At 73.3% G+C, this 18423-nt stretch carries 19 protein-coding genes; 6 read left to right on the forward strand and 13 right to left on the reverse strand.

Annotated features, from left to right (window positions below; genetic code table 11):
• Positions 1-84 precede the first annotated feature (84 nt).
• The 6 genes from EDF53_RS02150 to EDF53_RS02175 all read right to left on the reverse strand — a co-directional run bounded on the left by EDF53_RS02150 (position 85) and on the right by EDF53_RS02175 (position 4418).
• The gene (locus EDF53_RS02150; protein WP_111084361.1) at positions 85-540 is read right to left on the reverse strand and encodes a MarR family winged helix-turn-helix transcriptional regulator; all 456 of its coding nucleotides are present in this window, start codon (positions 538-540) and stop codon (positions 85-87) included.
• Positions 541-726: 186 nt separating this feature from the next.
• The gene (locus EDF53_RS02155; RefSeq protein ID WP_123292021.1) at positions 727-1377 is read right to left on the reverse strand and encodes a GntR family transcriptional regulator; all 651 of its coding nucleotides are present in this window, start codon (positions 1375-1377) and stop codon (positions 727-729) included.
• Positions 1378-1457: 80 nt separating this feature from the next.
• A complete protein-coding gene (locus EDF53_RS02160) occupies positions 1458-1931 on the reverse strand; it encodes a DUF1810 domain-containing protein (RefSeq protein ID WP_123292022.1) in 474 nt (157 codons plus the stop codon).
• Entirely contained in the window at positions 1928-2719 is a 792-nt protein-coding gene (locus EDF53_RS02165) for a YqjF family protein (RefSeq protein ID WP_185020908.1), read from the reverse strand. The genes EDF53_RS02160 and EDF53_RS02165 overlap by 4 nt, the downstream gene beginning before the upstream one ends.
• Complete coding sequence (locus EDF53_RS02170; protein WP_123292024.1) at positions 2716-3114, reverse strand: hypothetical protein; 399 nt, start codon at positions 3112-3114, stop codon at positions 2716-2718. Before EDF53_RS02170 ends, EDF53_RS02165 begins: the two co-directional genes overlap by 4 nt.
• 29 nt (positions 3115-3143) lie before the next feature.
• Positions 3144-4418, reverse strand: a complete 1275-nt coding sequence (locus tag EDF53_RS02175; RefSeq protein WP_123292330.1) for a phosphopantothenate--cysteine ligase family flavoprotein — start codon at positions 4416-4418, stop codon at positions 3144-3146.
• Between the two features lie 64 nt (positions 4419-4482).
• Between EDF53_RS02175 and EDF53_RS02180 the strand changes: the two genes are divergently transcribed.
• Positions 4483-5274, forward strand: coding sequence for an NRDE family protein (locus EDF53_RS02180; protein ID WP_185020909.1), 792 nt, complete (start codon positions 4483-4485; stop codon positions 5272-5274).
• A gap of 162 nt (positions 5275-5436) precedes the next feature.
• Here the strand turns inward: EDF53_RS02180 and EDF53_RS02185 are convergent, their stop codons facing one another.
• Positions 5437-6345, reverse strand: coding sequence for an SDR family oxidoreductase (locus tag EDF53_RS02185; protein ID WP_123292026.1), 909 nt, complete (start codon positions 6343-6345; stop codon positions 5437-5439).
• A gap of 110 nt (positions 6346-6455) precedes the next feature.
• Here EDF53_RS02185 and EDF53_RS02190 point away from each other — a divergent pair, with 110 nt between their 5' ends.
• The 3 genes from EDF53_RS02190 (at position 6456) to EDF53_RS02200 (ending at position 9196) form a co-directional block, all read left to right on the forward strand.
• On the forward strand, positions 6456-7565 hold the full coding sequence (locus EDF53_RS02190; RefSeq protein WP_260215187.1) for an LLM class flavin-dependent oxidoreductase: 1110 nt from the start codon (positions 6456-6458) through the stop codon (positions 7563-7565).
• A 149-nt stretch (positions 7566-7714) separates the two neighbouring features.
• Positions 7715-8344 carry a hypothetical protein gene (locus tag EDF53_RS02195; protein WP_123292027.1) on the forward strand — a complete coding sequence of 210 codons (630 nt, stop codon included), beginning with the start codon at positions 7715-7717 and terminating at the stop codon, positions 8342-8344.
• 360 nt (positions 8345-8704) lie between these two features.
• A complete protein-coding gene (locus EDF53_RS02200) occupies positions 8705-9196 on the forward strand; it encodes a pyridoxamine 5'-phosphate oxidase family protein (RefSeq protein WP_123292028.1) in 492 nt (163 codons plus the stop codon).
• 112 nt (positions 9197-9308) lie between these two features.
• On the opposite strand, the gene EDF53_RS02205 is transcribed toward EDF53_RS02200, so the two are convergent.
• Complete coding sequence (locus EDF53_RS02205) at positions 9309-10550, reverse strand: hypothetical protein (protein WP_123292029.1); 1242 nt, start codon at positions 10548-10550, stop codon at positions 9309-9311.
• Between the two features lie 226 nt (positions 10551-10776).
• Between EDF53_RS02205 and EDF53_RS19595 the strand changes: the two genes are divergently transcribed.
• Positions 10777-11178, forward strand: coding sequence for a RidA family protein (locus EDF53_RS19595; protein ID WP_260215188.1), 402 nt, complete (start codon positions 10777-10779; stop codon positions 11176-11178).
• Positions 11179-11279: 101 nt separating this feature from the next.
• Here EDF53_RS19595 and EDF53_RS02215 read toward each other — a convergent pair whose 3' ends face one another.
• From EDF53_RS02215 to EDF53_RS02235, 5 genes are read right to left on the reverse strand one after another with little or no spacing between them, the layout of a single operon-like run.
• Positions 11280-12953, reverse strand: a complete 1674-nt coding sequence (locus EDF53_RS02215; protein WP_123292031.1) for an amidohydrolase family protein — start codon at positions 12951-12953, stop codon at positions 11280-11282.
• A complete protein-coding gene (locus EDF53_RS02220; RefSeq protein WP_123292032.1) occupies positions 12950-13609 on the reverse strand; it encodes a bifunctional 4-hydroxy-2-oxoglutarate aldolase/2-dehydro-3-deoxy-phosphogluconate aldolase in 660 nt (219 codons plus the stop codon). The genes EDF53_RS02215 and EDF53_RS02220 overlap by 4 nt, the downstream gene beginning before the upstream one ends.
• Before the next feature lie 55 nt (positions 13610-13664).
• Positions 13665-14642 (reverse strand): sugar kinase, encoded by a 978-nt coding sequence (locus EDF53_RS02225; RefSeq protein WP_123292033.1) that lies wholly within the window; start codon positions 14640-14642, stop codon positions 13665-13667.
• Positions 14639-15484 carry an IclR family transcriptional regulator gene (locus EDF53_RS02230; protein ID WP_123292034.1) on the reverse strand — a complete coding sequence of 282 codons (846 nt, stop codon included), beginning with the start codon at positions 15482-15484 and terminating at the stop codon, positions 14639-14641. The genes EDF53_RS02225 and EDF53_RS02230 overlap by 4 nt, the downstream gene beginning before the upstream one ends.
• Positions 15484-16704 carry an alanine racemase gene (locus EDF53_RS02235; protein WP_185020910.1) on the reverse strand — a complete coding sequence of 407 codons (1221 nt, stop codon included), beginning with the start codon at positions 16702-16704 and terminating at the stop codon, positions 15484-15486. The genes EDF53_RS02230 and EDF53_RS02235 overlap by 1 nt, the downstream gene beginning before the upstream one ends.
• A 171-nt stretch (positions 16705-16875) precedes the next feature.
• Between EDF53_RS02235 and EDF53_RS02240 the strand changes: the two genes are divergently transcribed.
• On the forward strand, positions 16876-18273 hold the full coding sequence (locus tag EDF53_RS02240; protein WP_123292332.1) for an MFS transporter: 1398 nt from the start codon (positions 16876-16878) through the stop codon (positions 18271-18273).
• The last annotated feature ends 150 nt before the right edge of the window (positions 18274-18423 follow it).

The following is an 18423-nucleotide window of genomic DNA, read 5'->3' on the forward strand; positions in this document are numbered from 1 at the left end:
GTCAGACTGGATGACGCGTCCAGGATCGCTGGCAGAACCGTCCGTCCACCCGTTGGTAACGGTTCGGTAACGGCCGGTTCGGACCTAGAACGTGTGAGGTTCCTGGGTGCGGTCGCCCTGGGCGACGCGCTCGAGGGCGTCGAGCGCTCCGGCGATCGCGGTGACGTCGGACTCGCCGAGCTCGGCGATGAGCTCGGCGACGATCCCGGTGCGGTCCGATCGTGCTCGTTCAACCGCCGCGATGCCCTCGTCGGTGGCCGAGACCATGAAGGCGCGGCCGTCCCTCGGGTCCGCTTCGCGCTCGATGAAGCCGCGCTGTTCGAGCTCGGTCAGGATGCGGGTCATCGTGGGCTTCGTGACGACCTCGATCCGCGACAGGTCGCCCGGGCGCAGGGGTCCTTCGCGCTGGATGGTGGCGAGTGCGGACACGATCCCGTACCCGAGCGAGGCCGAGTCCGTCCGTGCTCGCCGGTTGATCCGTCCGACCGCCGCGGCCAGACGTGCGGCGACCTCGGTACGGTCCGTCGATCGAGGACTCATGTGCTGCTCCGGGTGGGCGATCGGGTGGTCGCCAGCGATGCTATCGGCTCGCCGGATCCGCAGTCTGGGAGCGTCGTGCGCGTCGGTCGCGGGTCCGGACGGGGTGTCCGGGAGGCCCGTGGAACGCGGACCGCCCGCCTCGCGTGCGCGAGACGGGCGGGTTCCTGTACGGGGGTACAGCCGGACTCAGTGCTTCTCGCCCGGCAGCTGGTGGATCGCCTCGGTCGCGAGCTCGGCGGCGACGTTGTCGCCGGACTCGGTCGCGGTGCGCAGCCGACGGAAGTCCGCGGTCATGCGGTCCCAATCGACCAGCTCGTCGAGGTTCGGCAGGCGCAGGCGGAAGGCCAGACCGTCCATGGTGTCGCGGCACACGCGCTGCAGGTTCTCGTTGCCGCACTCGGCGACGTAGAGCGCGAACACGTCGAGCGCGTCGTGGTTGACCGCGGGGACGTCGTGCGACTCGAGCTCGGCGATCGTCTTGTCGATCTGCGTGAGGATCTTCTTCCGAGCGCCGGCTCCGAGGCGCGGGACCGCGAGGCGGACGACGCCGCCGAACAGCACCCCGAGGGTCTGCATCGCCTCGATCACCTCGGTGGGCTGGGGTGTCGTGACGCGCGTGTACCGGTTCGGCGCCATCTCGATGAGGCCGGCGCGGGAGAGCTGGCTCAGCGCCTCGCGGATCGGGGTGCGGGAGACGCCGAGCCAGGCGATGAGCTCGTCGTCGTTGAGCCGCTCGCCGGGGACGAGCGTGCCGTCCATGATCGCGTCGTGGATCTTGTGCCGGACGGTGTCGCGGAGTAGTTGGTGCTCGGTCGGGGCGCTGCGGGGGACCGGCATGGGTTCTCCTTCGATCGGGGCGCGGTCAGTGCACGCGCACCGATCACCGTACCTGATATGAGACCGGCGTTCCGCTCGGCTCAGCGCGTGTCACCGGTCGCTCGCTCGCCCGCGTCCAGCAGCCGGACGGTGACCGGGTCTTCCGCCCCGTCGTACCACCGGTCGAGCACCGCCGCGAAGGGCTCCGGGTCGGTCGCCGCCCGGGCGAACAGCGTCATCGAGGACCGGAGCTTCAGGGCGTCCGTCCCACCGAGCAGCGCCTCGGCCGACGGGGCCGGCGCCGCCGCGACGACGGTCGCGGCGGTCCGGAGTCGGTCCCCGAGCACCGGGTGCGCTAGGTACGCGCGGGCCTCGGTGAGCCCGCGCACGCCGTAGCGCTCAGCGGTGGCGCTCCGCCCGAGGCCGGCGAGCTGCGGGAAGACGAACCACATCCAGTGCGAGGTCTTCCGTCCATGCCGCAGCTCGGCGAGGGCGTCGTCGTGCACGCCGTCCTGCGCCCGCACGAAGCGGTCGAGGCTGTCCTGGGCGGCATCGTCCGTGGCGTGGTCGCTCACCGCACGACCCCACCCCAGGCGTACCGCACCGTGGTGCCGTCGACGACGAGCAGCGAGTCGGGTGCCCGGTCGAACAGCCCCGGCATGCCGACGGCGTCCGGCAGGTCCCCCTCGAGCCGGTCGAGGTGCGCGGCCCGAACGGTCAGCGGCGGGTGCTGTCGCTGCCAGAACAGCGTCTGGGCCAGGTACCGGGCGTGGATGCCGGCGCGGGTGGTGAGTTCGGCGGCCAGGGGCGTGTCGACGACGTCACCGGCGGTGACCCGGATCGAGGCCGCGTGCCGGGGTCTGGCCGTGCCCGAGGGGCGTTCCTGCCGCAGCGACCGCGCCCAGCGCACCGGGTGCAGTGCACGTGCGGGGTGCCGGACCGACCGGTGCGCGACGACCTCGCCGCGGCGGCGCGACCGGGCGTGCGCGAAGGTGTACGGCACGCCGAGCAGCGCGTGCGCGGCCACGATCGCCGGCACGTTCGCGGTGTCCACGGTGCGGTACGCGACCCCGCGTCGGCCCTGGTCGTCCACGGTCAGGACCTCGATGGTGACCTCGGTCATGTGGCCGAGGCGGCCGGCGGAGGGGAACGGCGGCACCCGCGTTTCGTGGAAGACGTAGGCCGTCAGTCCCACCCAGGCGCTGCCGTCGACCACGTCGGGGCGCGTCCCCCGCGGGACGAGTCGCGCCAGCGAGCCCGGGTCGTGCCGCCAGTGCGCGAAGACGATGTCGTCCCATGCGTGCTGGGTCACCGGCCGGTGCAGCAGCGGTGCGGCCGCACGGGTCCAGGACGGCTGGGTCACCGCTTCGGTGCGTGCCGACCGACGCGCACGGCCCACAGGACGAGCGGGACCTGCAGCGGGAGCCGCAGCACGGAGACGAGGCGCATCGCCCGGGTCGACCGCGGGCTGTCGAGCAGGTCGTTCGCCATCTTCACGTTCGCGGGGAAGACCGCGGCGAACAGGGCAGCTGCCGCCCACCCCGAGGCCCGCCGTGTGGCCGGGAACGCGAGCCCGGCTGCGATGCCGAGTTCGGCCACGCCGGAGGCGACCGTCGTCAGGCGCGGTGGCAGGGTGTCCGGCACGATCCGGTCGTAGTGGCGCGGCTGCAGGAAGTGGGTGACGCCGGCCCCGCCGAGCAGCACCGCGAGCATGGTGGCAGTCCGGGTGGCTCGTTTGATCCGCTCACGTCGTCGCATGGCCCCATCGTGCTCGCCCGTCCTCGGAATCAGGTCAGTGCGGTCGCGACGAGGTCGAGGACCGCCGCCGCCACCTCGGCCTTCGTGCCCGAGGTCTCGCGGACCACCTCGCCGCCCGGCACCAGGACCTCGATCGCGTTCTCCTCGCGCTCGAACCCGGCCGACCAGCCGACGTGGTTCACGACGAGCAGGTCGGCGGGCTTGCGGGCGATCTTCGCGCGGCCGAGTGCGATGCGGGCGTCGCGGTCGGGTTCGGTCTCGGCGGCGAACCCGACGATGACCTGCCCGGTGCGCCGCGCCGCCACCAGGTCGGCGAGCACGTCGGGGTTCCGCACCAGCTCGAGCGTCATCCGCTCGCCCTGCGCGTCCTTCTTGAGCTTCTCGGCGAGGACCTCGGCCGGCCGGTAGTCGGCGACGGCAGCGGTCATCACGACGACGTCGGCATCGACCGCCGCGGCGTGCACGGCCTCGGCGAGCTCGAGCGCTGACCCCACCGGCACGACGGTCGCGTCGATGCCCGCGGTCAGGCCGGCCTCGACGTTCGCGGCGACGACGGTGACGACGGCGCCGCGCGCCGCTGCGTCGGCGGCGATCGCCAGGCCCTGCCGACCGCTCGACCGGTTGCCGACGAAGCGCACGGGGTCGAACGGCTCGCGGGTGCCGCCCGCGCTGACGACCACGCGGACGCCGGACAGGTCCCCCTGTTCGCCACGGGCCCCGGCGCCGGACTGCGTCCCCCCGTCGGTGCCGGCGCGACGCCCCGCGCCTGCACCGGCCGTGTCGTCCAGCACGGCGAGCGCAGCGGCGACGATGTCCTCGGGTTCCGCCATCCGGCCGATGCCGGCGTCGTCGCCCGTCAGCGCGCCGACCACCGGTCCGACCAGGTGCACGCCCCGCTCGCGCAGGACGGCGACGTTGGCCCGGGTCGCGGGGTGCTCCCACATCTGCGGGTGCATCGCCGGAGCGACGACGACCGGGGCGTCGGTGGCGAGCAGCGTCGTGCCGAGCAGGTCGCTCGCCAGGCCGTTCGCCATCCGTGCCAGGGAGTCCGCGGTCGCCGGGGCCACCACGACCAGGTCCGCGCGACGGCCGAGGGCGACGTGGCGGACCTCGGAGACGTCGTCCCAGACGCTCGTGGTGACGGGGTTGCGGCTGAGTGCCTCGAGCGTCGGCAGTCCGACGAAGCGCAGCGCCCCCTCGGTGGGGACGACGTGCACCTCGTGCCCGCGCTTGACGAGGTCGCGGACCACGCCGACGGCCTTGTAGGCGGCGATGCCCCCGGTGATCCCCACGATGACGGTCAGGGTGCGCTCTGCTGCTGCGTTCACGCCGCTCACGCTACCGGGGGCACGTGCGAGGATCGACGGCATGTGCACCGTCGTCGTCCGCGTCGACCCCGGGTCCGCGTGGCCCGTCACCGTGCTCGCCCTGCGGGACGAGTCACCCGAGCGTCCGTGGGATCCGCCCGCTGCGTGGTGGCCCGATCGCGACCCCGGGGTCCGCGGCGTGCGTGACCGTGCTGCCGGCGGTGCGTGGCTCGCCGCCTCGGACCGCGCCGGACTGGCGGTCGTGCTCAACCGCGGCGAACCGGTGCCGAGTGTCGACGGCAGGTGGACGACCCGCGGCGTGGTGCCGGTCGACGCCGTCGCCGACGACCTGCTGCCGGGACACGACGGCACGCTGCCGACCACCCGCGCGTTCAACCTGGTGCGGGCGACCGCCGACGGCGCCGCGGTCCTGACCTGGGACGGCACACGGGTCCGAACGACCGAGCTCGGCCCGGGCGTGCACATGGTGACGCACGGCGAACCGGACGACCCGGCGGCGCCGCGCATCGGGCGGTGGCTCGAGGCCTTCCGTGCCGCGGACGCCCCGGTCGGGCCGCCGGTGCTCGGACCCTTCGACGAACTCCGGACGGTGGACGCGGGCGACGACGCCGGAGACGGGTGGAGCGGCTGGTTCGGTGTCCTGGCCGAGTCCGCAGCGCTGCCGAGCGACCACCCCGACGCGATCCTCCGCGACGCGCACGAGGCCGAGGGGCACATGACGACACTGTCGATCGTCGCCGCGGCGATCGGTCCGGACCGCACGGTCCTGCAGCACGCCCGCCTGACCGAACCCGGACGGCTGGAGGGGTCGGTGGAGCTGCACCGCGCCTGACGCGGGCGGCGCGCCGGACGCGCCACGGGCCTCCCGGCCGCGCCCCGCGCCCGCGCACCGTGCGAGGTTCCGTACTCAGTGCGAGCCGCGGTCCGCCGCACCGAGTGCGGAACCTCGCACCAGACCGCAGCGCCCTCGCACCGTGCGAGCGGCGCCCCGCGCTCAGAGGGGCGGACGCGTCCCGGTGAGGTCCTCCGCGACGGCCCAGAGCGAGCGGGCGAGGTCGGCGCTCCGTGCCGACCCGGGGATCGAGACGGCGGTCGTCGGTCCGGTCAGGCCGAAGGGGCCGGCCGGGCCGTAGTAGGCGCCACCGACCGCGTTCGGGCCGACCGCGGCGTAGAGCAGCGGCTCGGTGCCCTGCTCGACCGCCTGCGTGAAGGGGAGCGCGCGGTTGCTGGGCCGCACCGGCTTCGCGCGTCCGAGCGAGCGCCCGGCCGACTGCAGGTTCGTGCGGGTGTAGCCGGGGTGCGCCGCGGTGCTGACGAGGGGGACGTCCGCCTCGACGGTCAGTCGGTGCAGGTGCAGCGCGAGGAGCAGGTCGGCGAGCTTGGACTGGCCGTAGGCGCGCCAGCCGTTGTACCCGCGTTCCCACTGCAGGTCGCCGAAGCGGATCCGGCCGGGGATCGCGGCGAGGCTCGACATGGTCGCGACCCGCGGTGCCTCGGCACGCAGCAGCGAGGGCAGCAGCAGGTTCGTCAGCGCGAACGGACCGAGGAAGTTCGTGCCGAACTGCAGCTCGAACCCGTCGACCGTCTCGAAGCGCTGCGGCGGCGCCATGACCCCGGCGTTGTTCATCAGGACGTCGATCGGGCGGTCCTCGCCGACGATGCCGTCGGCGAAGCGGCGCACGCTCGCCAGGTCCGCGAGGTCGAGTTCGCGCACCTCGACGTCGGCGTTCGGGTGGGCTGCACGGATCTCGGCCGCGGCGGCATCGCCCTTCGCGGTCGTGCGCACGGCGAGCACGACGCTCGCGCCGGCGGCCGCGAGACGGGTCGCGGCTTCCTTCCCGGTGCCACTGTTGGAGCCGGTGACGACGATCCTGCGTCCGGTCTGGTCAGGGAGCTTCGGCATGCGGGCGACCGTACACGCGGGCGCTGGCCGTGCCGGCCCGCCGGCCTGGCCCTGGCGGCCCGATCGTGATAGTTTGATGCAAACGCATGGAAGTGCGACCAGGAGGAACCATGAGCAACGCATTCGGCACCGACCGCCCCTCGGACGTCCCGCTGCCCGCACCCGAGCGGATCGGACGCGCGGAGCTCGGCATCGACACCTTCGGCGACGTCACCGAACTCGCTGACGGCAGCCTCAAGTCCGACGCGCAGAGCATCCGCGACGTCGTGGCCCAGGCCGTCCTCGCCGACCAGGTCGGCATCGACTTCATCGGCGTCGGCGAGCACCACCGCGCCGACTTCGTGGTGAGCGCACCCGAGGTCGTCCTCGCCGCGATCGCCGCCTCGACCTCCCGCATCCGGATGGGCTCCGCCGTCACGGTGCTGTCGTCCGACGACCCCGTGCGCGTCTACGAGCGCTTCGCCACCGTCGACGCGATCTCGGACGGCCGTGCCGAGGTCATCCTCGGGCGCGGTTCCTTCACGGAGTCGTTCCCGCTGTTCGGCCACGAGCTCTCCGACTACGAGGTCCTGTTCGAGGAGAAGCTGCAGCTCTGGGCGGCCCTGCGCGGCGGCGACGCCGTCACCTGGTCCGGCACGAAGCGCGCGAGCCTGGTCGACCAGGACGTCTTCCCGAAGCTCGAGCACGGCGCCATCCCCACCTGGATCGGCGTCGGCGGTTCCCCGCAGTCGGTGATCCGTGCGGCGTCGTACGGCCTGCCGCTGTTCCTCGCCATCATCGGCGGGCAGCCGGCGCAGTTCGCCCCGTTCTCGCGGCTGTACCGTCAGGCGCTCGCCCAGCTCGACCTGCCGCAGCAGCCCATCGCGATGCACTCGCCGGGCTTCGTCGCGGCGACCGACGAGGAAGCCGCCGAGCGGTACTGGCCGTACCACAAGGCCGTCACCGACCAGCTCGGCCGGGAGCGCGGCTGGCCGCCCCTCGACGTCGCCGGGTACCACGCGGGCCTGTCCGCCGGTGGCTCGCTGTACGTCGGGTCGCCGGAGACCGTTGCGCGGAAGATCGCCCGGAACATGCGGATCCTCGGTGCCTCGCGGTTCGACATGCGGTACGCGACCGGTCGTCTGCCGCACGAGGACATGCTGCGATCCATCGAGCTGTACGGCACCCAGGTCGCGCCCCGTGTCCGCGAGCTGCTCGCCGAGCCCGTCCCCGTCCCGTAGGCGGTCGGCCGGGCGGGCCTACCCCGCGAAAGCGACAGATCGCCGCGGAACGTTCGCGGCGATCTGTCGCTTTCGCGCACCCGTCGGCCGGGAGGCGCGGGTCGGCTCCGTCGGTCCGGCTCACGGGCGCGCCGGGTACGGTCCACGGCATGCCGTCACGCCCCAGCACCCCTCCCGTCGAGCGCCGGTTCCGCGGCCGGATCATGGGCGTCGGCACCACCTCGGGCGTCCGGATCGTCGTCGGGATGTGGGACCGCTCGCCGTTCGGGGCGTTCACCGACGTGTTCCTCGAGCTGCCCGACGGCACCAGCGTTCTGCTCGCACCGGACGAGATCGTCGCCGCGTACGTCTCCGGCACCTACCGGTTCGACACCGTGTCCGTGGTCGACGTCCGGGCGCGACGGACGGCCCGTGGCCTGGAGCTCGACGCCGGCGCCCTGCAGGTCTCGGTCGACGTCGGCACGATCTCACCGCTCGGCCGGGTGCTGCGCGTGGTGCCGAAGCCGATCGCCCGCGACCCGCGGTGGCTCGCCGCGATCGACCCGATCGCCCGGCTCGTCGCTCCGGGGTCCGGCACCGCCGGCTCGGCGGGGAACGGCCGCCGCGAGTACTACGGCGTGACCGGGGCGCACGACGTCACCGGCGTGCGCGGGACCTGGGCGGGGGAGCCCCTCGGCACCCTGGCGCCGCTCGACCCGCCCGTGGCGTTCGGCTTCGCGTCGATGCCGCGGGTGCCGCAGGTCGTCGACGTCGAGACCACCATCCGTGAGCCCGCCTGACGCGTTCCGTACGGGTGCACCTTCCGGCGATCCACCACCGGATCGACTCGTGGAGTGTCGCTCGTTGCGCATGCATCCGGTGCGTGTGCATGTTCCGACGATGCACGCGGTGATCGTCTGGTGGAGTGTCGCTGTGTGCGGACGCATGGAGCGCGCCGGACCGGGTGCGGGCACTGCGGACCGGCCACCTGCGTGGCCGGACGTGTCCGGGGGAGGCGGCGCGCGCCTCCCGGTCGGGGTGGTGCTGCCGTGTGCCGGACGCGCCCAGCGTCGAGGGGCACACTGGCGGGAACGGTACGGCCCCGCCGGACCCGCGGTCGAACGTCGGGACGGGTGGGGCGCACGACGCAAAGGAGCATCATGACCGACACGCAGACCGACCAGCGCGCCGCCATCTCGGACATCGTCCACGGCGCCCACACGGCCCTGTTGACGACGGTGAGCGAGGACGGCCAGCTGCACGCCCGGCCCCTTGCCGTGCAGGACAAGGCGTTCAACGGGACCCTCCGCTTCCTGGTGCAGGACGGCAGCGAGAAGGTCGACGACATCGCCAGGAACCCGCACGTCAACGTCTCCATCGAGTCGCAGGGCGGCTACCTGTCCATCGCCGGCACCGCCACGGTGACGCAGGACAGTGCCGTGATCGACGAGCTGTGGTCACCGTTCGCCGAGGCCTGGTTCCCGGACGGCCGCGACGACCCCTCGATCCGACTCCTCACCGTGTCGGGCGACTCGGTCGAGTACTGGACGCAGGACACCGGCCCGGTCGGCAGCCTCGTGCAGACGCTCAAGGCCGCACTCGGCAAGCAGAGCCAGCCGGACACCGGGGACCACGGGACCGTCGAGCTGTAGGGGCGGGAAGGGGCGATCCGACGCGGAACGACGGGACCGATGTCGTACGACGTCGGTCTCGTCGTTCGGAGTCGGAGCTGTCGTCGGGCCGCTGCCGGCGTCGCCGTCGCCGCTACGGAGGCCCGAGCAGCCAGAGCACCGCGACGAGCACCGGCTGCCCGGCCAGCGCCGCGGTGACGAACGTCCACCGTATCCACGGCTTCGCGACGAGCTCCGGCGAGCCGAACAACGGCGCCAGGGGCATGAGCAGCCGCGGGGTCGAGGCCATCGGCAGCGACACCGCGAAGATGTAGAGCGCGTAGGCGGCCGAGTACAGCACGGTCGTCGACCCGAGTCGCTTCGTCGACCGGCGGAGCAGCCAGATCGGGAACCCGACGAGCAGGAACACCACGATCAGGACCCCGCCGACGCCGAGCCAGCGCCCGGCGATGAGGAACCACGGCGACAAGGGCACGAAGTCCACGCGGCCGATGAAGTTCACCCACCACGACAGCTCGGTCTCGAGGTAGGCGTTCGGCGTGCCGGTCACGTGCGACGCGATGACCGGCCACGCGAGACCCGCCACCACCATCACGGCACCGGCGGCCACGACCTGCAGCTGCTCGCGGAGCGGGAAGGTGTCGAGCACCCGCCCGGTCTCACGGCGAGCCCGGACCCACCGCACCAGGGCGATGACCCCGAGCACGAGCGGGACGGCCAACGCACCCGGACGGGTGAAGGCAGCGGCGACCCCGAGCACGGTGAGCAGCCCGTACCGGCGACGCTCCAGGGCGAGCAGCGCGCCGAACGTGAGCGCGAGGAACATGCTCTCCGCGTACCCGACCTGCAGCAGGAACGACAGCGGCCCGCACGTGAAGAAGAAGACTGCCCACATCGCGGCGGCGTTGCCCGCACGGTCACGGACCAGGCGGTGCAGCAGGTAGGTCGCCAGCAGACCGGCCAGCACGGAGATGAGCGGGGCACCGATGGTGAACGGCAGCCCGGTCGAGGCGGTGAGCATCCGGATCGTGAACGGGAACGCCGGCAAGAAGGCCCAGGCGTTCTGCGCCACGTTGCCGACGGCGTCGAGCGGCAGCACGTCGGGGTACCCGTGCAGCGAGATCTGCTCGTAGTACTGGCCGTCCCAGGCGGTGAGGAACGCCGTGAAGCCGTGCCCGTTGCCCCAGATGGCGTTGTCCGGCATCGCCCGTCCGATGAGCGGGTACGCGAGTGCCAGCCACAGCGTCGACACGATCCGGCCGCCGGTCCAGACGAGCAGCACGGCCGCCCACGCCGGCAGGGAGGTCACGGTGTCGAGTGCGCGACGCCGTCCGGTCGCGGCGGTCCCGGTGACCGCGCCGTCGAGCCGGCTCATGCGCGTGCTCGGCGCGAGCCCGTGCGCGCTCGGCGGCGTTCGGGCAGGGAGGACGGCACCCGGCCAGGGTAGTCGCCCTCCACCTGGGTGGTCGGTGCGGCACCCCGGACGGGAGGCCCGACTCGCGTTCTGCAATGCGGAATCGGTCGGGTGCGTGGTCGGCTCTCGAGGCGGCCTTCCGCCTAGCCTGGAGTCCGCCCACGACCGACGAACCACAGGAGCAACCGTGCCGAACCCCACCGCGCCGAAGACCGCCATCGTGACCGACAACGCCCCGAAGCCCGCCGGGCCCTACAGCCAGGGCATCGTCGCCAACGGCTTCATCTACACCGCCGGGTTCGGCCCGCAGGACCCCGCCACGGGTGCGATCGCCGACGACGTGGCTGGTCAGACCGCGCAGGTGCTGGCCAACGTCGCAGCGGTCCTGGCCGAGCACGGTGCCACCCTCGACGACGTCGTCAAGTCCACGGTGCACCTCGAGCACTCGGACCGCGACTTCCCGGCCTTCAACGAGGAGTACGCGAAGCACTTCTCGCAGCCGTACCCGGTCCGCACCACCGTGCAGTCGCACCTGGCGAACATCCTGGTCGAGATCGACGTCGTGGCTTTGCTGCCGAGCGCTTCGTGACGTCGGCGCAGGCTGTGTGAAGCCTCACCGAGCCGCGGCACCGTGCTGCGTCGCTGACCGTGCTGCGTCACCGGCGGTGCTGCGTCACCGGCCGTGCTGGGTCACCGACCCCCGGTGCCCGCTGCTCCCTGCCCGTGGTCGATCCGACCCGGGTGGCGACGCAGCCCGGCACCGGGGGTCGCGTGCGTCAGGGCGCCTTCGGCCAGCACGGGGACGCCGGCGACGAGGACGTCGTCGATGCCCTCGGCCAGGCGCATCGGTTCGTCGTAGGACGACCGCGCCGCGACCCGATCGGGATCCACGACCACCAGGTCGGCGACCGCCCCGACGGTGACTGCGCCCCGTCGACCGAGACCGAGTCGCTCGACCGCAGTGGCGGACAGGTGCCGCGAGGCCTCGAGCCACGTCAGGAGCCCCGTGCGGGCGAAGTCCTGCAGGTAGCGTGCGAACGTGCCGTACGCGCGTGGGTGCGGGTGCGTGCCCACGAAGATGCCGTCGGAACCGGCCGTGTGCCCGGGCAGTCGGAAGAGCGGCGCCAGGTCGTCGGCAGTCCGGGGACGGGGCACGCGCATCACGGCGGTGACCTGCAGTGCCGAGTCGACCAGGACGTCGATGGCCAGGTCCACCGGATCCGTCCCGGTCGCCTCGGCGGCGTCGGCGAGGGTGCGGCCCTGCAGCGCGTGGAACTCGGCGGCGGGCACGTGCGACAGCGTGATCTGCTCCGCCCAGCCAGTGCCGAGGTCGGCGCGGGACAGCACGCGGTCGAGCACGGCCGCCCGGACCGCGGCACGACCCTCGTCGTCGGCGATCGCGTGGGCGAGGTCCTCGGTGCCGGGGCGGGCGAGGGCCGCGGGCAGCAGCAGCATCGACAGGATCGTGCAGCCGCGCGAGTACGGGTAGGCGTCGAACGACATCGGGGCGCCCTCGGCCTCGAGTTCGGCCAGTGCCGTCACCGCGAGGTCGACGGGCGCGTGCAGGTGGGAGACGTGTGCGCGGACGCCCGACGCGCGGACGATGTCGGCGATCTCGTCGAGGCCGGCGCGGGCGTTCCCCTCGTAACCACCGCGCATGTGTGACACGTAGAGGCCGTCGACGGCAGCGACCTCGGTGCAGAGCGCAGCGAGCTCTGCAGTGCCGGCGAACAGGCCGGGGACGTAGTCGAGCCCCGTCGCCAGGCCGACCGCACCGTCCGCGAGGCCGTCGCGCACGAGCTCCCGCATCGCGGCCAGCTGCGCGCTGTCCGCCGGCCCGGGGTCGTAGCCCATGACCTCGTGCCGGACCGTGCCGGCGGGCACGAGCGTCGCGACGTTGATCGGGGTCGTTCCGTCGTAGGTCGTCAGCAGGCCGTCGACCCCGCCACCGCGGTACGTCGGGTGCGGGCCGTCGATGGCGGCGAAGTACGTGTCGGCGTACGAACCGTCACCCGGCGCCGGTCCGACGCCGTCCTGTCCGGTCACGATCGTGGTCACACCCTGGCGCAGGAGCGCGAGCTGCACGCCCTCGTCGAACACGAGCGACCCGGCGTGCGAGTGCGCGTCCACGAAGCCCGGCAGCACCAGTCGTCCGTCGCAGTCGATCACGTGCGCGTCGGCAGGGGCGTCCAGGTCGGCACCGACGGCGCGGATGACGGCGTCGGTGACGAGGACGTCGGCGCGCACCGGGGCCCCGTCCGCACCGAGGACCGACCCGCCGCGCAGCAGGACGACGCCGCCGGCGGACTGCTCGCCGGTGGGCTGCTCGGAGCCCGTCAGGTGCTCGGGATCGCCGGTGGTCATCGGTCGAGCGCCGCGACGAGCCGGCCGGCCCGCTCCCGCAGGGCGTCGAGGTCGCCCGAGGTCAGCGCGTCGCCGACGAGCGGGGACCCGAGTCCGACGGCGACCGCACCGGCGGCCAGGTAGTCCGGGGCGTCGTCGACCCCGATGCCCCCGGTCGGGATGACGTCGACGAAGTCGAGCGGTGCCAGGACCTGCTTCAGGAACGCGGGGCCGCCGAGCTGCGCCGCCGGGAAGACCTTCACCGCGCGGGCTCCGAGCCGCCACGCGTGGACGATCTCGGTCGGGGTCGCGGCACCGGGGTACCAGCCGAGGCCACGCTCGTGCGCGCGCTCGCCGAGTTCGGCGTCGAGGTGGGGACTGACGGCGAACGAGGCACCGGCCGCAGCGGCCTCGTCGAGCTGGCGGACGTCGAGCACCGTGCCGACGCCGATGGAGGCCGCGGAACCGTACCGCTCGACCGCCCACGCGATGCCCTCGCGCCAGCGTGGGGTGTTCGTGGTGATCTCGATCGCCGTCACGCCGGACTCGACCAGGGTGGCGATGACGTCCTCGACGTGGTCGCCGGTGCCGCCGCGGAGGATCGCGATCGCCGGTCCGGCCTGGTGGCGGTGCCGTGCGCCGGCGTGCTGCTCGGTGCTCGTGGTGTCGTTCGTCATGGTGCGCTTCCTCGAGTGGTGGTGTTCGGCGGACACGGTGTCGGCGGACGCGGTGTCAGCGGTCGACGTGGTCGTGCACGGTGTGGTCGGTGTCCGACGGGTCCGGGGCGTGGTGCAACGCGGCCGGGTCCGGTCGGCGCCAGTCGCTCTCGACGGTGCAGGCGAGGGCGCCGGCGTCGGCGGCCCGGTCGAGCGCCTCGGCGGCGTCCGCTCCGCCCATGCTCGCCGCGAGCCAGCCCGCGACGAACGCGTCACCGGCACCGACCGGGTCGACGACGCGCACCGGGGTCGCGGGCCGACGGACGAACACGCCGTCGATCGACGCCACGGCGCCGCGAGAGCCGAGCTTCACGACCGCGCGGCCCCGTGCCAGTGCGGCGAGGTCGTGCGCGAGTGACTCCTCGTCGTCGTCCTGTTCGTCGCGGTCGAGCACGAGTCGGGCCTCGTCGTCGCCGGCGAACACCACGGCGGACCGTGCTGCGACGGCTCGGTACCGGTCTCGTGCAGCGTCGGCGCCGATGAGCTTCGGCCGGTGGTTGACGTCGAACGACACCGGCACACCGGCGGCGGCGGCCCGGTCGAGCGCTGCGGTCACGGTGTCGTGTGCGGACTCGGAGAGCGCGAGGGTGATCCCGGTGACGTGCACGAGCGCAGCGGTCTCGACGACGCTTCCGGGCAGGTCCGTCGCGGCCAACGCCGAGCCGGCCGAACCACGGCGGTGGTAGGTCACCCGGGTGCGGCCGTCGAGCAGCCGCTCCTTCATCATGATGCCGGTGGATCGCTCGGCGTCGGGGACCGCGAGGACGTCGACGCCCTCCCCACCGATGTCGGCGGCGACCCGGTCGCCGGCGGGGTCCGTGCCGACCCGACCGATCCACGTGGCCGGCACCCCGGCGCGGACCAGGCCGATCGCGACGTTGCTCTCCGCGCCGCCGGTGTCCACCCGCATGTGCTCCAGGTCCGGCACCGCGCCGACGTCGCGCCCGGTCAGGAGCAGCATCGTCTCGCCGAACGTCAGCACCGAGCCGGTCACCGGGCACCCCGCGCGAGGGCGAGCTGCGCCGACGAGGACCCGAGCGCGACGGAGATCTCGTGGGCGGTCCGAACGACGCCGTCGCCGAGTTCGCGGACCGCCGCTGCGGGGAACCGCGAGGCCAGCCCGGAGATGCTCATCGCGCCGACCACCTGGTTCGCGTGGTCGAACACCGGGGCGGCGACGCACCGGATGTCCGGCTCGTTCTCGCGGTCGTCGATGCCGTACCCCCGTCCGTGCGTGCGGTCGACCTCGTGCCGCCACCGGTCGTCGTCGGTGATGGTGTGCTCCGTCATGACCTGGGCCGGCTCGGCGAGCACCCGGTCGAGCAGCTCCGGTTCACCGAACGCGACGATCGCCTTGCCGGACGCCGTGTTCCGCATCGGCAGGCGGTTCCCGATCCGGGAGCCCATGCGGACGGTGCCGCGGGTCTCGACCTTGTCGACGTAGACGATGTCGGTGCCGTCCGGCACGACGAGGTGGCACGTCAGCCCGGTCTGCTCCGCCGTCCGACGCAGGAACGGTGCGGCGGCGGAGCGCAGGTCGATCCCCTCGAGGTAGCTCTGCCCGAGCAGCAGGGCGCCGAGGCCGAGCGTGAACCCGGCGTCCGGGGTGCGGCGCAGCAGGTCGTTCTCGAGCATCGGGGCCGTCAGGCGCAGCACCGTCGACTTCGAGGCGCCGAGCTCGGCGGCCAGCACGGACAGGCTGACGGACACCGCGCCGCTGCGGGTCCGGTCTGCGATGCAGTCGAGCAGGCGGAGCCCGCGACGCAGGGACAGTGCGGCGTTCCGGGCGGGCCCGTCGCCGTCCGTCGGCACCGGGGCCGCGGTGGTCGCGCGCATCAGAACCACGTCGCGATCGTCCGGAGCACGGTGTCGTCGTCGGCGAGGACGTGCACCTGCCGCCACTTGTCGAACACCGTGCAGGGGTGCGAGATGCCGAACACGACGACGTCGCCGGGCGTCAGCTCGGGGGCGCCGTCCGCCAGCGCGAGGTAGCAGTGCTGGTCGTCGAGGCGGGTGACGGTGACCGCCCCGGGCGGCGGGACGACCTGTGGGGCGCCCGCCGGGCCTCCTGGCAGGGTCGGCCGTACCGACCGCACCACCGGCAGCCCTTCGTCGAAGGAGATGTCGCGCTTGCCCACGGCGACGAACGCGAGTCCGGGCTCCGGGCAGGACGTCACGCGTCCCCAGACCTCGATCGCGGCGATGAGCGAGCCCTCGGCCGGGTGCCGGCCGAAGGGCGTGCGCTCGGCGTAGAAGCCGTCGTCGTGGGTCAGGTACGCACCCGACCGCAGCAGCACGTCGAGGTCGTCGGTGCGGTGCGCCACGGCGTCCACGACGGCGTCGAACCAGGCGCTGCCGCCCATGCTGAGGAGCCCGCGACCGTCGACGAGCCCGCGGACGTCCTCGGCGACGTCGAGCACGCCGGCGACGTACTCGCGGGCAGCGTCGACGCCGGGCAGCCCGCCCTCGTACCCGGAGACACCGCGGAGCACGAGCCCGGCGTCGTGGGCGAGCAGCGCGAGGGCACGCGCGTCGTCGGGGGAGCGGACCCCGGTGCGCCCGCCCGGGAACCCGAGCTCGACCAGGACGTGCAGCTCGCCGGCGACGGTGCCCTGCGCGGCGACGGCGGCGGTGACGCTCGCGGCGGAGTCGACGTAGCAGAGGACGTCGGCGTCCGGGTCGACCGTGCGTCGCGACGCGAGCCAGGCGAGGCCGGCGGGGTCGAGGACCTCGTTCGCGACCAAGATCCGGTGCACGCCGTGCTCCCACGCGACCATCGCCTGCTGCACGGACGCGACCGTCACGCCCCAGGCCCCGGCGTCGATCTGCCGTGCGGCGAGGTCGGGCGCCATGTGCGTCTTCATGTGCGGTGCGAAGAGCAGCCCGTGGCGGTCGACGTAGGCCTGCATGACGGCGGTGTTGTTCGCCAGGGCGGACTCGCGCAGGGTCATCACGGGCAGGTGGGCGCGGTCGAGGACGTGGTGCGGAGTGCCCGCTGCCGGGTCCCAGGCGCCCTTCGTGGTCACGGTCCGGGTCGTCGGGTCGGCGTCGGTCATCGGTGAGCCTCCTGTCGTCGCGCAGCCTCCACGCTCCCGCTCGGCGGACCCGCAGGGCAACGCGCTGGTGCGCATCATTCTGCAATGCACAACACGATCGCGGAACCTCCTGACACGATCCCCCCGCGACCCGGCACCGGGCATAGCCTTTGACGCGACATGGCGACGACGATGACGACACCCAGACGGCGGACGGGCAGCACGGCGGTCGCCGTGCTCGTGGCGGGGACCTTCTTCATGGAGCTCCTCGACGGCACGATCCTGGCGACCGCAGCGCCCGCGATGGGACGCGACCTCGGCGTCGACTCGGCCGCGGTGGGCGTCGCGATCACCGCGTACCTGGTCACCCTGGCGGTCTTCATCCCCGTGTCCGGCTGGCTCACCGACCGGATCGGGTCCCGCACCGTCTTCGCGGGCGCGATCGCGCTCTTCACGATCGCATCGGCACTCTGCGCGATGTCGACCGGCCTCGTCGACCTGACGCTCTGGCGCATCCTGCAAGGGCTCGGCGGTGCGCTCATGGTGCCCGTCGGCCGGCTCGTGGTGCTCCGGAGCGCCGGTCGCGAGCAGCTCGTCACGGCCATCGCGATCCTCACCTGGCCCGCCCTCGCCGCGCCGATCATCGCCCCGTTCATCGGCGGCGTGCTCGTCGACACCCTGACGTGGCACTGGATCTTCCTGATCAACATCCCGCTCGGCGTCATCGCGTTCGTCGCCGCGCTCGTGCTCGTCCCGCAGGAGCGCGCCGCGCAGCGTGTGCCGTTCGACTGGTTCGGGTCGCTGCTCGCGTGCTTCGGCCTCGGGTCGCTCGTCGTGATGTCGTCGCTGCTCGCGCTCGACGTCATCCCGGTCCTGGCCGTCGTGGTGTCCGGTGTCGTCGGCGCCGTCTGCTGCTGGTTCGCGATCCGGCACTTCCGCCGGGCACCGCACCCGATCATGGGGCTCGAGGCGTTCCGGCTCGAGACGTTCCGGGTGTCGCACGCCGGCGGCAGCCTGTTCCGCCTCGCGGTCTCCGCGGTGCCGTTCGTGCTCCCACTGCTGTTCCAGGACGCCTGGGGCTGGAGCGCCGTGCTCGCCGGGTCCGCCGTGCTGTGGGTCTTCGTCGGCAACCTCGGCATCAAGCCGATGACGACGCCGTTCCTGCGCTGGTTCGGCTACCGCCCGGTGATCATCGTGTCGAGTGCGATCGCGGCGCTGACCGTCGTCGCGATGGCGTTCATGACCGAGGACACCCCGTTCTGGCTGCTCGCGGTCCTGCTCGTCGTCAGCGGCGCCGCCCGCTCCGTCGGCTTCACGGCGTACAACACCATCGCCTTCGCCGACGTCGAGCAGGCCGACATGACCCCGGCCAACACGCTCTCGTCGACGCTGCAGCAGACCGCCGCCGGGTTCGGCGTCGCCGTCGCCGCGGTCGTGATCCGCGCGGCCGGCGGGCTCGGTGGCGACGGCCCGTACTCCGTCGCGTTCTGGGTCATCGCGGCGTTGCTCGCCGTCGCGTGCGTCGAGGGCATCCTGATGAGCCGCACAGCGGGGGACACCGTCCGACCCGCCCGCCGGGTCCGCGCCTGACCCGGGCGGTTCCACGCAGCCCTGCGCGCGGCCCGCGACTGTCCGTTTCCGTCACGGTCACACGCGCGAAACCCGACAGGCGTTACAGTCTCAGCATCCGTTTGCGAACGCCGAGTACGGTTGCCGCGGCAGGGTGACCCGGACCACCCG

Origin of the sequence: Curtobacterium sp. PhB78 (assembly GCF_003751685.1) — a bacterium.
GTDB lineage: Bacteria > Actinomycetota > Actinomycetes > Actinomycetales > Microbacteriaceae > Curtobacterium.

Coding starts and splice junctions, on each gene's coding strand:
- EDF53_RS02230 (WP_123292034.1), bottom strand. CDS start 15,484: ATGCGCGCGACCACCGCGGCCCCGGTGCCGACGGACGGCGACGGGCCC.
- EDF53_RS02150 (WP_111084361.1), bottom strand. CDS start 540: ATGAGTCCTCGATCGACGGACCGTACCGAGGTCGCCGCACGTCTGGCC.
- EDF53_RS02185 (WP_123292026.1), bottom strand. CDS start 6,345: ATGCCGAAGCTCCCTGACCAGACCGGACGCAGGATCGTCGTCACCGGC.
- EDF53_RS02200 (WP_123292028.1), top strand. CDS start 8,705: ATGACCGACACGCAGACCGACCAGCGCGCCGCCATCTCGGACATCGTC.
- EDF53_RS02220 (WP_123292032.1), bottom strand. CDS start 13,609: ATGACGAACGACACCACGAGCACCGAGCAGCACGCCGGCGCACGGCAC.
- EDF53_RS02215 (WP_123292031.1), bottom strand. CDS start 12,953: ATGACCACCGGCGATCCCGAGCACCTGACGGGCTCCGAGCAGCCCACC.
- EDF53_RS02240 (WP_123292332.1), top strand. CDS start 16,876: ATGACGACACCCAGACGGCGGACGGGCAGCACGGCGGTCGCCGTGCTC.
- EDF53_RS02190 (WP_260215187.1), top strand. CDS start 6,456: ATGAGCAACGCATTCGGCACCGACCGCCCCTCGGACGTCCCGCTGCCC.
- EDF53_RS02235 (WP_185020910.1), bottom strand. CDS start 16,704: ATGACCGACGCCGACCCGACGACCCGGACCGTGACCACGAAGGGCGCC.
- EDF53_RS02180 (WP_185020909.1), top strand. CDS start 4,483: ATGTGCACCGTCGTCGTCCGCGTCGACCCCGGGTCCGCGTGGCCCGTC.
- EDF53_RS02205 (WP_123292029.1), bottom strand. CDS start 10,550: ATGAGCCGGCTCGACGGCGCGGTCACCGGGACCGCCGCGACCGGACGG.
- EDF53_RS02170 (WP_123292024.1), bottom strand. CDS start 3,114: ATGCGACGACGTGAGCGGATCAAACGAGCCACCCGGACTGCCACCATG.
- EDF53_RS02155 (WP_123292021.1), bottom strand. CDS start 1,377: ATGCCGGTCCCCCGCAGCGCCCCGACCGAGCACCAACTACTCCGCGAC.
- EDF53_RS02195 (WP_123292027.1), top strand. CDS start 7,715: ATGCCGTCACGCCCCAGCACCCCTCCCGTCGAGCGCCGGTTCCGCGGC.